Source organism: Microbacterium sp. UBA3394 (assembly GCF_002358725.1).
Lineage (GTDB): Bacteria > Actinomycetota > Actinomycetes > Actinomycetales > Microbacteriaceae > Microbacterium > Microbacterium luteum.
The window spans coordinates 1-15,101 of sequence record NZ_DEPK01000252.1 but is presented as its reverse complement, the minus strand read 5'-3'; the positions used below and the strand labels follow the sequence as shown (position 1 = coordinate 15,101).

At 69.3% G+C, this 15,101-nt stretch carries 13 protein-coding genes and 1 tRNA gene; 5 read left to right on the top strand and 9 right to left on the bottom strand.

Going from position 1 to position 15,101, the window contains the following annotated elements:
- From B4E30_RS15010 to B4E30_RS14980, 7 genes are all read right to left on the bottom strand, one after another.
- On the bottom strand, positions 1-849 hold an 849-nt coding region (locus B4E30_RS15010; RefSeq protein ID WP_286795955.1), incomplete at its 3' end, for a ribose-phosphate diphosphokinase.
- A complete protein-coding gene (gene glmU, locus B4E30_RS15005) occupies positions 839-2,290 on the bottom strand; it encodes a bifunctional UDP-N-acetylglucosamine diphosphorylase/glucosamine-1-phosphate N-acetyltransferase GlmU (protein WP_286795954.1) in 1,452 nt (483 codons plus the stop codon). The genes glmU and B4E30_RS15010, both read right to left, overlap by 11 nt.
- A gap of 1 nt (position 2,291) precedes the next feature.
- Positions 2,292-2,363, bottom strand: a tRNA-Gln gene (locus B4E30_RS15000).
- 63 nt (positions 2,364-2,426) lie between these two features.
- Positions 2,427-3,365, bottom strand: a complete 939-nt coding sequence (locus B4E30_RS14995) for a sugar ABC transporter permease (protein ID WP_286795952.1) — start codon at positions 3,363-3,365, stop codon at positions 2,427-2,429.
- Positions 3,365-4,993: an ABC transporter permease subunit gene (locus B4E30_RS14990; RefSeq protein WP_286795951.1), complete on the bottom strand. Its 1,629-nt coding sequence runs from the start codon at positions 4,991-4,993 to the stop codon at positions 3,365-3,367. Before B4E30_RS14990 ends, B4E30_RS14995 begins: the two co-directional genes overlap by 1 nt.
- 85 nt (positions 4,994-5,078) lie before the next feature.
- Positions 5,079-6,320 carry a sugar ABC transporter substrate-binding protein gene (locus B4E30_RS14985; protein ID WP_286795950.1) on the bottom strand — a complete coding sequence of 414 codons (1,242 nt, stop codon included), beginning with the start codon at positions 6,318-6,320 and terminating at the stop codon, positions 5,079-5,081.
- A gap of 99 nt (positions 6,321-6,419) precedes the next feature.
- Positions 6,420-8,450: a beta-galactosidase gene (locus B4E30_RS14980; RefSeq protein WP_286795948.1), complete on the bottom strand. Its 2,031-nt coding sequence runs from the start codon at positions 8,448-8,450 to the stop codon at positions 6,420-6,422.
- 211 nt (positions 8,451-8,661) lie between these two features.
- Here B4E30_RS14980 and B4E30_RS14975 point away from each other — a divergent pair, with 211 nt between their 5' ends.
- Both B4E30_RS14975 and B4E30_RS14970 read left to right on the top strand, forming a co-directional pair.
- Positions 8,662-9,657, top strand: coding sequence for a LacI family DNA-binding transcriptional regulator (locus B4E30_RS14975; RefSeq protein ID WP_286795956.1), 996 nt, complete (start codon positions 8,662-8,664; stop codon positions 9,655-9,657).
- Between the two features lie 42 nt (positions 9,658-9,699).
- Positions 9,700-10,221: a MarR family winged helix-turn-helix transcriptional regulator gene (locus tag B4E30_RS14970; RefSeq protein WP_286795947.1), complete on the top strand. Its 522-nt coding sequence runs from the start codon at positions 9,700-9,702 to the stop codon at positions 10,219-10,221.
- Here B4E30_RS14970 and B4E30_RS14965 read toward each other — a convergent pair.
- Positions 10,202-12,016 (bottom strand): ABC-F family ATP-binding cassette domain-containing protein, encoded by a 1,815-nt coding sequence (locus B4E30_RS14965; protein WP_286795946.1) that lies wholly within the window; start codon positions 12,014-12,016, stop codon positions 10,202-10,204. The two genes, B4E30_RS14970 and B4E30_RS14965, sit on opposite strands and share 20 nt — an antisense overlap.
- Before the next feature lie 122 nt (positions 12,017-12,138).
- Between B4E30_RS14965 and B4E30_RS14960 the strand changes: the two genes are divergently transcribed.
- The 3 genes from B4E30_RS14960 to B4E30_RS14950 are packed head-to-tail and all read left to right on the top strand — an operon-like array spanning position 12,139 to position 14,297.
- Entirely contained in the window at positions 12,139-13,824 is a 1,686-nt protein-coding gene (locus B4E30_RS14960; RefSeq protein ID WP_286795945.1) for an FAD-dependent oxidoreductase, read from the top strand.
- The gene (locus B4E30_RS14955; protein ID WP_286795944.1) at positions 13,821-14,111 is read left to right on the top strand and encodes a metal-sensitive transcriptional regulator; all 291 of its coding nucleotides are present in this window, start codon (positions 13,821-13,823) and stop codon (positions 14,109-14,111) included. The genes B4E30_RS14960 and B4E30_RS14955 overlap by 4 nt, the downstream gene beginning before the upstream one ends.
- 27 nt (positions 14,112-14,138) lie before the next feature.
- Positions 14,139-14,297, top strand: a complete 159-nt coding sequence (locus B4E30_RS14950) for a hypothetical protein (RefSeq protein WP_176759351.1) — start codon at positions 14,139-14,141, stop codon at positions 14,295-14,297.
- Between the two features lie 144 nt (positions 14,298-14,441).
- On the opposite strand, the gene B4E30_RS14945 is transcribed toward B4E30_RS14950, so the two are convergent.
- Positions 14,442-15,101, bottom strand: a 660-nt coding sequence (locus B4E30_RS14945) for an ABC transporter substrate-binding protein (RefSeq protein WP_286795942.1), incomplete at its 5' end; no start/stop codon positions are given.

The window sequence follows — 15,101 nt, the reverse complement described above, 5'->3', positions numbered from 1 at the left end:
GTCGCTGAAGATCGCGTGGGTCGCGGCGACGATCACCCGGAGCGCTCCGTTCGCCTTCAGCGCCTCGGCCGCCTTCACGATCGTGCCGCCCGTGTCGATCATGTCGTCGACCAGCAGGCACACGCGCCCCTCGACATCGCCGACGATCTCGTTGACGGTCACCTGGTTCGCGACATTCGGGTCGCGGCGCTTGTGGATGATCGCCAGCGGCGCTCCGAGGCTGTCCGACCAGGTGTCCGCGACGCGCACGCGGCCGGTGTCGGGCGAGACGACGGTGAGCTGCTCGCGATCGACGCCCGACAGGTTCTGCTCGAAGTACTCCAGCAGCACGGGCTTGGCGAAGAGATGGTCGACCGGGCCGTCGAAGAAGCCCTGGATCTGCGCGGCGTGCAGGTCGACGCTCATCACGCGATCGGCGCCGGCGGTCTTCAGCAGGTCGGCGACGAGACGGCCGCTGATCGGCTCGCGTCCGCGTCCCTTCTTGTCCTGGCGCGAATACGGGTAGTAGGGCGCGACGACGGTGATGCGCTTGGCGGATGCGCGCTTGGCCGCATCCAGCATGATGAGCAGCTCCATGATCCACTCGTTCACCGGAGGACCGAAGGACTGCACCAGGAAGACGTCGCAGCCGCGGATCGAGACTTCGAACCGCGTGAGGATCTCCCCCGAGGCGAAGGTGCGGTACTCGGTGGGCACCAGCTGGGTGCCGAGGGCCGTGGCCACATCTTCGGCGAGCGTGTGGTGAGAACGGCCGGATGCCACCACCAGGCGCTTCTTGGTCTTGGCGACCAGTCCGGGTGCGACCTCGTGCTCCCGATCGAGCTCGACCGTCTTCTTCTTACGCGCCATCGTCCGCCTTCTGTGTCGACCGGGACCTCGCCGCCGCCTCCGCCGCCGCGGTACCCGCTCTGTTCTTCTCGACCCACCCCTCGACGTTGCGCTGAGGGGCGACGCTCAACGCGAGGGCACCCGGGGGCACGTCCTTGCGAATGACGGCTCCCGCGCCGGTCTTCGCGCCGTCACCGATTCTAACGGGGGCGACGAAGACGTTGTGCGAGCCGCTGTGAACGTCGTCGCCGATGACGGTGCGGTGCTTGGCGAGGTCGTCGTAGTTGGCGGTGATCGCACCCGCACCGAGGTTGACGCGATCGCCGATCTCGGTGTCGCCGATGTACGACAGGTGCGGCACCTTGCTGCCCGAGCCGATCGTGGAGTTCTTGACCTCGACGAACGTGCCGATCTTTCCGCTGCGACCGAGCTCCGCGCCGGGCCGCAGGTACGCGAACGGCCCGACGGTCGCGCGCTCGCCGATGATGGCGAACGTCGCATCGGTACGCGTCACGGTGGCGCCCGCGCCGACCTCGCAGCCGACGAGGCTGGTGTCGGGGCCGATGGTCGCACCCTCACCCACGGTCGTGGCACGGAGCACCTGCGTTCCCGGGAGCAGCGTGACATCCGGGGCGAGCGTGACGTCCACGTCGATCCACGTGGTCGCCGGATCGAGCACGGTGACGCCGTCGAGCTGCCAGCGCCGAACGGTGCGGGCGTTGAGGGCACGGGCGGCCTCCGACAGCTGGACACGGTCGTTGACCCCCAGCGCGGCCGCGGTGTCGGGCGCGACGGCCGCGCCCACCGGCCGCTGCGCGGCCCGGGCGAGGGCGATCACGTCGGTGAGGTACTTCTCCCCCTGGGCGTTGTCGGTGCCGATCTCGGCCAGGTGCACCCGCAGCGCGTCGATGCGGAACACGTACACGCCGGCGTTGATCTCACCGACGCCGCGCTCGGCGTCGGTGGCGTCCTTCTGCTCGACGATGCGCAGCACGTCGCCGGACGCGTCACGGATGACGCGACCGTACCCGGTCGCGTCCTCGAGCAGCGCGCTCATGACGGTGACCCCCGCGGCGCGCTCGCGGTGGGCGGCGATCAGCGCCGCGAGCGTGTCCGACTGCAGCAGCGGAACATCGCCGCTGAGGACCACGACGTCGCCGTCGAAGTCGGCGAGGGCATTGAGGGCGACCTCCACGGCGCGCCCCGTGCCCGGCACGTCGTCCTGGTCGACCACGATCGCGTCCGGGGCCTGTTCGGCGATCTCGGCGGCGACGAGGTCCCGCTCGTGGCGCACCACCGTCACCACATGTGCGGGCTGCAGGGCCTGCGCGGTGGCGAGCACGTGGCCCACGAGAGAGCGGCCGCCGATGCGGTGCAGGACCTTGGGTGTCGCCGACTTCATCCGCGTGCCCTGGCCGGCGGCGAGGACGATGACGGCCAGGGATGTGTCGGTGTTCACCATGCTCCGCCGCCAGGACTCGAACCTAGACCTCACAGCTCCAAAGGCTGTCGTGCTGCCATTACACCACGGCGGACCGCGGCCGTCTCGGGCCGCTCCCCCAGTCTGCCAGCCTTTCCGCTGGGGAACCGCCGGGTACTCAGCCCTTGACCGCTCCCGAGGTGAGGCCCCCGACGATCCAGCGCTGCAGGGCGATCACCAGGGCGACGATCGGAATCGCCCCGACGATCGCACCGGCGGTGAACAGTCCCCAGTTGGACTGCAGCAGGTCGGAGACCCACCCGTACATCCCGACGGCCAGCGTCCACTCGTCCTGCGAGCTGAGCACCAGACGCGCGATGACGAACTCGTTGAAGGTGGCGACGAAGCTGAGCATCGCGACCACCGCGAGAACGGGGACCACGAGGGGGAAGATCAGACGCCAGTAGATCTGCGCGTGGGTGGCGCCGTCGATCTTCGCCGACTCGTCGATCGACACCGGAACGGTGTTGAAGAAGCCGTACATGAGGAAGGTGTTCGCGCCGAGCGCGCCGCCGAAGTAGACGCAGATCAGGCCGAGCTTGGTGTTGAGCCCGAGCGCGGGCACGACTTCGCCGATCGCGAGCAGCATCAGGAATATCGCGATGAAGGCGAGCGCCTGCGGGAACATCTGGATGATGAGGAGCGCAGACAGGCTCACGCGCCGTCCCGTGAAGCGGAACCGCGAGAACGCATACGCCGCGGCCGCACCCATGAGCACCGATCCGATCGCGACGGCCACCGAGATGGTGAGGCTGTTCACCATCCACGTCCAGTAGCGCGTCTCGCCCAGCGCGAGGTAGTTGTCGAGCGTGAACTCGCTGAACAGGGCGGTCGCGGCGGAGAGGCTGCCCCGCGGATTGAGCGACGCCGACAGCGCGTACAGCAGCGGGAAGATCGCGTAGAAGATGACGACGAGGGCGAAGAGGTACTTCCAGCCCACGTCGACGAACCAGCGCCTCCGACGGACCGCGCGGCGGCTCGGGTCGACGGCGATCAGCGACTCGGTCTCCGTCCGGGTGCGGACGGTCCCCTCGGGCATCACATGGTTCTCGGACATCACTGGAACTCCTCCAGTCGGCGGGTCTGTCGGAAGGCGATCGCGGCGATGATCCCGACGAGGACGAACACGACGATCGCCAGCGCGCTCGCGAGACCGAAGTCGGCGGCGCCGCCGGAGACGCCCGAGATGCTGTAGATCGCGGTGATGAGGATGTCCGTGCTGCCGAGCGCATACGGAGCCCCGGGAATGGACGGACCACCCTCGTTGAAGAGGTAGACCAGCGGCAGGTTGTTGAACCCGACGGCGAAGGACGAGATGGCCAGCGGCGCGGTGGAGACCAGCAGCAGCGGGAAGATGATCGACCGGAACCTGCGGACCTTGCCGGCGCCGTCGATCTCGGCGGCCTCGATGGCGTCCGAGGGAATGGACTGAAGCGCACCCGTGCACACCAGCAGCCAGTAGGGATAGCTCAGCCAGACGTTCAGCCACAGCAGCGCGATCTTGGCGAGCCACGGGTCGCCCAGCCAGTTGATGTCGGCGCCGAAGAAGAACAGATCGTTGATGATGCCGAACTCCGCATTGAACATGCCGCGATACACGAGCGCGGACATGAACATCGGGAACGCGTACGGGAGGATGAAGATCGCGCGCAGCACCCGGCGCCCCCGCACCCGGGGATCGTTGTAGATGAGGGCGAAGAGCAGGCCGAGCCCGAACGGGAGGACGACCGAGAGGGTGGCGAACACGAGCGTCCACACGAACACGATCGACAGGGCCTCGAGGAGGCGGGGATCGGTGAAGAGCTCGAGGAAGTTGTCGAGACCGACGTTGACGTACCACCCGGTGGGGAGGCTGCTGCCGTCGGCGGCGACGAAGCTGCCCTCATGGGTCGCTTCGTAGACCGTGCCCGTCGTCGTGTCGGTGATGGTCTGCGCCTGTTCATCCCACACGAGGGTCGATTGGTACACCGCGCCGCTCGATCCGTCACGGGAGCGGATGGCGCCGTCGTTCGGATCGTCGGAGACCGGCACGCGCAGATCGACCACGGTCTGCTGCAGGTCCTGGTCGCTGAGCAGGCGCGATCGGTCGACGAGGGTCCAGCCGGGCACTTCGGTGGGAGCGCCGGCTGCGACGGTCACTCCGGTGTCCGAGAGCGGCTCGAGCTCGCTGCCGACGAGGACCTCGCCGCCGTCGTTGATCGCGAAGCCGATCTCGCCGAGTCCGCGCTCGACCACGGCCAGCGGATAGGTCGGCGAGCCCTCCACCCGGCGCTCGCCCTGGATCAGGGCGGCCTCCACCGCCTGATCCTGCGTGACGTTGTGGCCGGTGCCGTAGTTCGTGAAGGCGATGTAGGCGGTGTAGCCGAAGATGAAGATCTGGAAGGCGAAGAGGAAGACGAGCCCGGGCAGCAGGTACTTCAGCGGCATGGCGCGCTTCCAGAAATACACGACGTCCGCTGCGACCAGGAGCACGACCAGCACCGCCAGGATCACCCACGACTCCACCCGCAGCGCCGAGATGATCGCCGCGAGACCCGCGGCGTTGACGATCATCATCACGACGAGCTTCACGATGAAGCCCCAGCCCCGGCCGTTCCAGCGCCGTGCGTGCGCGTCGCGCGGCCGCTTGTCCGGCCGTTCCTCCTCGGGCGGGGCGGCCTCCCCGGTCTGTTGGTGCACCGACATCCTCGTCCTCCTCGTGACGGAGCCTCTTGTGGAATCGAGCGGTGGTGGGATCGGCTCTCACCGACCCCACCACCACCGACGGGGATCAGCCGCCGAGTGTGGCGTTGAGATCCTCGATCATCGTGTTCCACGTGGACAGCGGGTCCGCGCCGGCGATGATCTGCGCCTCAGCCGCGTTCCAGTACTCCCACACCGACCCCATCTCGGGGATCGAGGGCATCGGCACGCCGTTCTGCGACGAGGCCAGGAAGCCCGCGATGATCGGGTCGGAAGAGACCTCTTCGGCCACCGTCGACCAGGCCGGGATGCGCGGGTCCGCCTCGTAGAGTGCGCGCTGCGCCTCCTCGGTGGCGATGTAGTTGACGAGGAACTCCTGCGCGATCAGCGCGTTCTCGCTCTGCGAGCTCAGGTAGAAGCCCTGCACGCCCACGAACGGGGCAGCGGGCTCGCCACCGGCCGACGGGATCGGGTTGACTGCGACGTCGACATCGGGGAACGAGGCGATCGCCCACGGGCCCTGCACGGTGTACGCGGCTTCGCCGGAGTTGAACAGCTCGTTGTTGATGTCGTAGTCGATCGTCGTCGACAGGTATCCGGCACCGTCCTCGCCGTTCTCGCCCAGCCACTGCGCGAAGGCCTCGCCTTCGGGGCCGGCCATCCCGACCTCGCTGGTGTACGAGCCCGACTCGTCCTGCACGAAGACGGGGGCGCCGAAGGAGGTCTGGAAGCCGTACATCGTGTAGCCGTCGCCGGTCTGACCCTCGGTGTTGATGACGAAGGGACGCTCCGCGCCGGACTCCTCACCCGCCGCGATCATGTCCTCCCAGGTCGCGGGAGCCTCCTCGCCGACGAGTTCGGTGTTCTGGATCAGAGCAACGGTCTCCAGCGAGTAGGGCAGAGCGTAGAGCTGGCCGTCGTAGGTCATCGCCTCGAGGGCGACCGGCTCGAACTCCGACGCCTTCTCGCCGAGGTCGAGCGTGTTGACGACGCCCGAGGCGACGAACTCGCCCAGCCAGTCGTGAGCTCCGATGGTCATGTCCGGACCCTCACCGGTGGGGACCTGCGCGAGGAAATCTGCGCGCAGGTCGGCGAAGTCCTTCTGCACCAGCGTGACGGTCGCGCCGGTGTCGGTCTCGAACTGCTCGGCGGCCGCAGCGACGGCGGGCTCGCGATTCTCGTCCACCCAGACGGTCAGCTCCACGCCGGAGGCGTCGACGGCATCTCCGCCGTCTTCGTCGGTGGTGGCGTCTCCGCCCCCGCTGCAGCCGGCCAGCAGGGCGGCGGTGGCGGTGAGGGCGAAAGCACCCGTGATCCATGACTTGCGCATGTGAATTCCTTTCTCGGGGTCGTCGTCGTCCCGGTGGGGATCGCGTCTTCACGACCGGATGTGGAGCCGTTGCTCCGGATCTTCAGTTGTCGGTGCTGTTCAGTTGTGGGTTCGGTGGGCGGTGGGAGTGCGGACGACGGCGATGCCGCCGGCGGCCAGCGTCAGTGCCGACTCGACGTCGGTGTCCGAGAGCATCTCGCGTCCAGTGGCCGGCACGGTCACGGGGACGTCACGGTGATTGACGGCCACGAGGTAGTCGGCGTCGTCGCCGTGACGCGTGACCACTTCGACGCCATCGGGCAGGTCGCTCCGTTCGATGCCGGCGTCGCGATACACCTCGGACATGACCGCGGCGAGAGCGTCGGCGTCGAGGCGGGTGCTGAGGTACCACGCCACGCCGTCGCCATGCTCGTTGCGCGTGAGGGCCGCGCCGCCCTCGGCGGGACCATCGAGGTACCGGGCGACGGTCTCGGCGGTCGTGGGGATCACGGCGTCCTGCCAGACGTCGGCGCCGAGCTGGCCGTCGCGTCCGTCGCTCCAGGCGAGGCGGCACGTCTCGTCCTCCCGGAGCGGAAGGAACTCTTCGATCTGCAGTCCCAGCATCTCTTGCAGCGGAGCGGCGTATCCGCCCTCGTGCACGGCGTCGTTCTCGTCGACGATGCCCGAGAAGAAGGACCAGACGAGGGTGCCCCCCGCGGCGACGTAGCGGGCGAGATTGTCGGCGTCGCTCGCGCGCAGCAGGTACTGCGCCGGGGCGATGACGAGCCGGTAACCGCCGAGGTCGTGGCCCGGAAGGGCGAAGTCCACGGTGATGTTGTCCTTCCAGCACTGCTCGTAGAACTGCCGGATGCGCTCGGCATGCCGCACATCGACCGACGGCCGCCATTCGAGGTCCTGCGCCCAGAACGACTCGAAGTCCCACAGGATCGCCACGTCGGCTCGCACCCGCGAGCCGCGCACCTCGCCGAGGCGAGCCAATGTCGCCCCCAGTTCGGTCACTTCGCGCCACACGCGGGAGGTCGTGCCGGCGTGGGGAAGCATCGCGGAGTGGAACTTCTCAGCACCGCCACGGGAGGCGCGCCACTGGAAGAAGAGGATCGCGTCGGCACCGCGCCCGAGGTGGGCGAGGGAGTTGCGGGCCATCTCGCCGCGGCGCTTGGCGACGTTGCGCGGCTGCCAGTTGACGGCGGAGGTGGAGTGCTCCATGAGGATCCACGGCGCGCCTGCGCCGACCGAGCGGGTCAGGTCCGCGGCCATCGCGAGTCCGATCTCGCCCTCGCGGTCGGCTGCCCAGAGGTAGTGATCGTCGGCGACGATGTCGACCTCGCGCGCCCACGTCCACAGGTCGGTGGTCCAGCTCTGGTTGGCCATGAAGTTGGTCGTGACGGGCTGGGTGGCATGCCGTCGGATGGTGTCGCGCTCGAGGATGAAGCATTCGCGCAGCTGGTCGTCGGTGAACCGGGCGAAGTCGAGCCGCTGCGCCGGGTTGACGACGGATGCGGATGCCGCCGGGGCGGAGATCTCCTCCCAGGCGTGGTACCACTGGCCCCAGAAGGCGGTCCCCCACGCGGCGTTCAGGGCGGCGAGGGAACCGTAGCGCTCCTGGAGCCACGCGCGGAACGCGGCGACGGCGTGCGCCGAGTAGTCCTCCCCGACGGGCGTGCCGTACTCGTTGTGGACGTGCCACATGACGACGGCCGGGTGGTTCGCGTAACGCTCCGCCAGCGCGTCGGTGATCCGCACGATCGCCTCACGGTAGGCCGGGGCGGAGTGCGAGGCCATGCCCCGGGAGCCGTGCGCGAGGGTGACACCGTCCCGCGTCACGACGCGAGCATCGGGATGGGCGGCGTAGAACCACGCCGGCGGTGCCGCGGTCGGGGTTCCCAGGTCGACGCGGATCCCGTTCTCGTGCAGCAGGTCGATGACGTCGTCGAGCCAGGCGAAGTCGAAGACCCCCTCGGATGTCTCCAGCAGCGCCCACGAGAAGATGCCGATGCTGACGAGATTCACGCCGGCGGTGCGCATGAGCGCGACGTCCTCGTGCCAGATCTCGCGCGGCCACTGCTCGGGCGAGTAATCGCCGCCATAGGCGATGCCGTCCACTTTCGGCCACTCGATGTCGCCCGCCATGACCCTCCGTCGCGTCTCGGTCACCGCTGCTGTCTGCCGAAGCGCGTGGCCGAAGCGCGCGCGTCGGCTGCCGGGAATCGATCCGGCGACTGTGACCGGTCCCAGTATCACCCCGCACCCGCGGGATCCGTCAAGACCGACCGCGATCCGTTACCGGACTGTGACCGGTCCCAGAGTAGAGTCTGGAATCGTGGACACGGCACCGATCTCGATGCGCAGGCCGACGATCCGCGACGTCGCTGCGACGGCAGGGGTCTCTCGCGGCACGGTGTCGCGGGTGATCAACGGCGGCCACTGGGTCTCCCCCGAGGCGCGCGACGCGGTCGAGAGGGCCATCGCCGAGACGGGCTACACGGCGAACCACCACGCCCGGAGCCTGGCGACAGGGCGTGCCAACTCACTCGCGTTCCTCCTCACCGAGCCGCAGCACCTCCTCTTCTCCGATCCCACGTACGCCCTGCTGCTGCGCGGGGCGGCCGAAGCTCTCACCCAGAGATCGATGACCCTCGTCCTGCTCGTGGCCGGCACACCCCAGGAGCGCGCCAACATCGCCTCGTTCGTGAGTGCCGGCCACGTCGACGGCGTCCTCCTGATCTCCTCGCACGAGCAGGACCCGCTCGTCGGCTCCCTGCGCGCCGCCGGAGTACCGGTCGTGTGCTCGGGCGACCCGCTGGGGCTCGCCGGCAACCTTCCCGCCGTCGCCGTGGACGAGGAGGGATCGGCGCGCGAGATGACGCGCTACCTCCTCTCCCGCGGGTACCGCCGCATCGCGATGATCGCGGGTCCCGACGACACCCCCGGCGGGCGCTACCGCCTGCGCGGCTTCCGGAGCGAGATGGACGACCTGTTCGATCCCGATCTCGTCGTCGCCGGCGACTACACACGAGAATCCGGCGCCGTGGCGATGTCGACGCTGCTCGGGCGCACGCGCGACATCGACGCCGTCTTCGCCGCATCCGACCTCATGGCCGCTGGCGCGGTGGCGACGCTGAAGAAGGAAGGACTGCGCGTGCCCGATGACATCGCGGTGGCGGGCTTCGACGACTCCGGACTCGCCGAGGAGCACGATCCGCCCCTGACCACGATGCGCCAGCCATGGCGGGAGCTCAGCGAGCACATGGTGAGCCTGCTCCTGGAGGCGATCGCCGGCGGTGAGCCGCGGACCATGATCCTCCCCACGAAGCTCATCGTCCGCGAGAGCGCGTGACGGATCTCGTGGCGCGGCGACGCGACCGGTGATAATGGAACGATGACCACCGCCGCCGACGAAGTCGATCGCATCGTCGGCGCGTGGGGCGTCCAGCGCCCCGACCTGGACTTCTCCCCCCTCGAGGTGCTGTCTCGCGTCGATCGGCTCTCCCGCCACCTGGACCGTGCTCGCCGCGAGGCATTCCGGCGCAGCGAGCTGGAACCCTGGGAGTGGGATGTGCTGTCGGCGCTGCGCCGCGCGGGCGAGCCCTTCCAGCTCAGCCCCAAGCAGCTGCTGCAGCAGACACTCGTCTCCAGCGGCACGATGACCAATCGCATCGACCGACTGGTCGGTCGCCGGCTCGTGCATCGCGAGTCCGACCCGGCGGACGGGCGCAGCATCCTCGTCACCCTCACCGACGACGGGCGCACCCGGGTCGACGCCGCCATCACACGGCTCGTCGACGCGGAGGCGCTCCTGCTCGATTCCCTCTCGCGCACCGACCGCGACCGCCTCGCGGGGTTGCTGCGCAAACTGAGCCTCGGGTTCGACGTGGCTCCGGTCAGCCCACCTGCTCCGTGAGGGCGAACCACTTCTGCTCGATGTCGTCGCGCTCGGCCTCCATCGCCGTGATCTTCGCCATCTCCTCGCCCAGCCCGACGTAGTCGGACTGATCGTGGTCGGCCAGGCCCGTTCGCGCGGCGTCGATCGATCCCTCGAGCCTCTCCAGCCGCCGCTCCAGGGCCGCCATCTCCTTCTGCGCGGCACGCAGCTGCGCACCGGACAGGCCGGGTTCCGGTGCCCCGCCCGCCGACCCGGGCGCCGTCGACGACCCATCGCGCTCCTCGAGCGCGCGCAGGCGCAGGTACTCGTCGACACCCCCGGGCAGGTGGCGCAGGTGCCCGCCGAGGATCGCGTACTGCTGATCGGTGACGCGCTCGAGGAAGTACCGGTCGTGCGAGACGACCAGGAGCGTGCCCGGCCACGTATCCAGCAGATCCTCCATGGCCGCGAGCATGTCGGTGTCGAGATCGTTCGTGGGCTCGTCCAGAATCAGCACGTTCGGCTGCTCGAGCAGGATCAGCAGCAGCTGCAGCCGGCGCTTCTGCCCTCCCGAGAGGTCCTTCACGGGCGTCGACAGCTGTGCGCTGGAGAAGCCCATGCGCTCCAGCAGCTGGCCGGGAGTGAGCTCCTGCGCCTTGGAGCCCGAGCCCAGCGTGTAGGTCGTCCGCAGTCGGCCGACGACCACCCGCACGGGCTCGTCGAGGTGCTCCTCCAGCTCGTCGAGTCGCTGGGTGAGCGTGGCGACCTGAACGGTCTTGCCCCGCTTCACTCGGCCCGAGGTCGCCTCGACATCTCCGGAGACGAGGCCGAGCAGCGTCGACTTGCCGGCGCCGTTCACACCGAGGATCCCGGTGCGCTCGCCCGGGGCGATGCGCCACTCGACGGGATGCAGCACCGTTCGGTCGGCGCCCGTCACGGCATCGGGATACGACACCGAGGCATCCAGCAGGTCGACGACATCCTTCCCCAGGCGCGAGACGGCCAGCGATTGCAGCGAGAGCGCGTCGCGGATCTCCGGAACGTCTTCGATGAGCGCGTTCGCGGCGTCGATGCGGAACTTCGGCTTCGATGTGCGGGCGGGCGCGCCGCGTCGCAGCCAGGCGAGTTCCTTGCGCGCGAGATTGCGGCGGCGCTGCTCGATGGCGGCGGCCTGCCGGTCGCGCTCGACCCGCTGCAGGATGTAGGCGGCGTATCCGCCCTCGAAGGGTTCGACGACGCGATCGTGCACCTCCCAGGTCTTCGTGCACACCTCGTCGAGGAACCACCGGTCGTGCGTGACGACCAGCAGCGCGCCCGAGCCGACGCCCCAGCGTCGTTTGACGTGATCGGCGAGCCAGGAGATCGCCTCCACGTCCAGGTGGTTGGTGGGCTCATCCAGGAACAGCACGTCGTAGTCCTCGGAGAGCAGCTTCGCCAGCGCGACGCGACGTCGCTGGCCGCCGGAGAGGTCCCGCAGCGGCGCGTCCCACGACAACCCGCCCAGCAGCCCGCCGATGACATCGCGCACGCGGGCATCTCCGGCCCACTCGTGCTCGGGCCGGGAGCCGACGACGACCTCGGCGATGGTGAGATCGTCGTCGAGGGTGTCCGCCTGATCCAGGACTCCCACGCGCACCCCGCCGCGCACGGTCACGCGTCCCCCGTCCGGCTCGAGGCGTCCGGCGAGCATCGCGAGCAGGCTCGACTTGCCGTCGCCGTTCCGCCCGACGATGCCGATCCGATCCCCCTCGTCGATCCCGAGCGAGACGGCGTCGAAGACCACACGGGTCGGGAACTCCAGGTGCAGGGCCTCGGCCCCGAGCAGATGCGCCATAGGCGTTCCAGGCTACGCGCATCCGGCCCCGCGACGCCGTCGCGTCTTCAATGATACCCCGGGGGGTATGTTACGATCAATGTCGATGTTGATACCCCCTGGGGTATCGGAGAGGAGTCGTCATGCGAATCGTGATCGTCGGAGGGGTCGCAGCGGGGATGAGCGCCGCCGCCCGCGCCCGCCGTCTGGATGAGACGGCCGAGATCATCGTGCTCGAGAAGGGCTCCGAGGTGTCGTTCGCCAACTGCGGCCTGCCGTACCACGTCAGCGGAGAGATCTCCGAGGCAGCCGACCTGCTGCTGCACTCACCGTCGTCGCTGCGCGCCGCACTCGACCTCGACGTGCGCCTGCATCACGAGGTGACGGATATCGACACCGCGGCACGGATCGTCGTCGTCGACACACCGGACGGCGTCATCGAGCTGTCCTACGACGCTCTCGTCCTCACACCCGGTGCCGCGGCGCTCCGCCCGCCCCTGCCGGGGCTCGACTCCGCCCGGGTGCGCACCCTCCGCACCGTCGCCGACGCCGTGGCGCTCCGCGAAAGAGTCTCCTCGGGCGCTCGCCGCGCGGTCGTGCTCGGCGCCGGCTTCATCGGGATCGAAGCAGCCGAGGCGCTGCGCCACGCCGGACTGTCCGTCGACGTCGTCGAACTCGCCCCGCACGCCCTCCCCCCGCTCGAGCGCGAACTCGCCACGCTCGTGCACGAGGAGCTGCAGACCCTCGGCATCGCGATGCACGCCGGCGTCGCCGCAGAGGCGATCGAGGCCGGCACCGACGTCGACCGCGTGCGTCTCGGCGACGGCACGGTCATCGACGCCGACCTCGTGGTGCTCTCCGTCGGCGTGCGTCCCGACACCGCGTTCGCCGCAGGTGCCGGCATCGAGACGGCTCGCGGTGCGATCGTCGTCGACGACCGCGGCCGCACCTCCGTGCCCGGCATCTGGGCCGCCGGCGACGCGACGGTCAGCGTCGATGCGATCACGGGAACCGTCCGGCCGGTGGCTCTCGCCGGCCCCGCGAACCGTGCCGGACGCCTCATCGCCGACGACATCGTCGGAGGTGATGAAGCCACTCGCCGCATCCCCCGCACCCTCGGCACCGCGATCGTGCGCGTCGGATCCCTCACCGTGGCGATGACCGGAGCGAACCGGCGAAGCCTCGACGAGGCGGGTATCGCGTACGAGACGATCCACCTGCATCCCAACCAGCACGCCGGCTACTTCCCGGGCGCCGCGCCGATTCACCTCATCGCGCACATCGATCCGGTCGACGGCACGATCCTCGGCGCCCAGGCGGCCGGTGTCGAGGGTGTGGACAAGCGCATCGACGTGATCGCCACCGCGATGCGCGGCGGGCTCGTCGCCCCCGACCTCATCGATCTCGACCTCAGCTATTCCCCGCCCTACGGCTCGGCGAAGGACGCGGTGAACATGCTCGGCATGATCGCCGAAAACATTCTCAGCGGACGCCTCCGGCTGTGGCACGCGGCCGACGCGACGGACGACGCCGACGTGCTCGTCGTGGATGTGCGCACCCCCGGCGAATTCGTCACCGGGCACCTGCGCGACGCCGTGAACATCCCTCACACCGAGCTGCGCGATCGCATCGACGAGGTGCGGGACGCCGCCGCGGGACGACCGGTGCGGGTGCTCTGCGCGGCGGGCGTGCGCTCGAACATCGCCCACCGCGTGCTGGTCTCGCACGGGTTCGACTCCTCGTCGCTCTCCGGTGGGACCCGCACGCTGCGTCAGTGGTTCGGCGCCGACGTCGACCGCGTCCTCGTCACCGAAGGAGTACTCGCATGATGATCACCGGCACCCCCGAGGAGCAGGCCGCGGCCCGCAAGAAGATCCTCAACCGGCTGCGGCGGGCCCAGGGCCAGCTGAACGCGGTCATCACCGCCGTCGAATCAGATGCGGGCTGCCGCGAGGTCGTCACGCAGCTCGCGGCGGTCACCAGCGCGCTCGATCGCGCCGGTTTCGCGATCGTCTCGACCGCGATGCGCGATTGCGTCGTCGACCCCGAAGGGGCGGAGGCGGCCGAGGGGCTGACCACCGACGAGCTCGAGAAGCTCTTCCTCACCCTCGCCTGAAAGAAACGACCGAGAAAGGAGCACCACATGTGCCGACAGACCACCTGCAAGACCTGCGGCAAGGCGACCTGGGCCGGATGCGGACAGCACGTCGAGCAGGCGCTCGCCGGCGTCCCCCGCTCTCAGCGCTGCGCCGGCCACGACACGCCCGCGAAGAAGGGCTTCTGGAACGCGTTCCTGCGCTGACGTCCCGTCGAACCACCCCTTTCGCGTCGAACCACCCCGGTGTTCGCGGCGACAACGGGGCGTCTCGGCAAGATCGGGGTGGTTCGAGGGAGCACGAAGAGCCTCACCGTCCGTGGACGGTGAGGCTCTCTTCGGCGGAACGGATCAGGCGAGGCCGTTCTCCGACAGGAACTGCATCGCGATGTCCTCCGGCGACATCTGGTCCTCGGTGCTCTGCACGTTCAGGGCCACGAGGGCGTCGGCGGTGAGCGCCGCGCTGACCGCGTCGATCGTCTCGGCTATCTCGTCGGCGACATCCGCGCTCACGACGGGAACGACGTTCGAAGCGAGGAACAGCCCCTCGGGGTCTTCCAGCACGACGAGATCCTGGGTCTGGATGCGCGGATCCGCCGTGAACACGTTCGCCACGTCGACCTGGCCGGCCACGAGGCTCTCGACGGTGGTGTCGCCGGTCGGCGAGAACGTGACCTCCACACCGTACGTCTCGGCGAGTCCGTCGGGGCCGTAGGGACGCTCAGCGAGCTCGGGCGGTCCGCCGAGCGTGAGGGCATCCGACACACCGGCGAGATCACCGATCGAGGTGAGTCCGTTCTCCTCGGCGAACTCCGCCGTCACGGTATAGGAGTCCTGATCGCTCGCCTCGGCCTGATCGAGGACCGCGAGGTTCTCCGGAAGGGCCTCCTCGAGCGCCGCGTACACGTCGTCCGCCGTGCGCGCCTCGGTCTCAGGGTCGAAGTACTGCAGCAGGTTGCCGCTGTACTCCGGGAACACGGTGATGTTGCCCGACTCGATCTCGGGCATGTA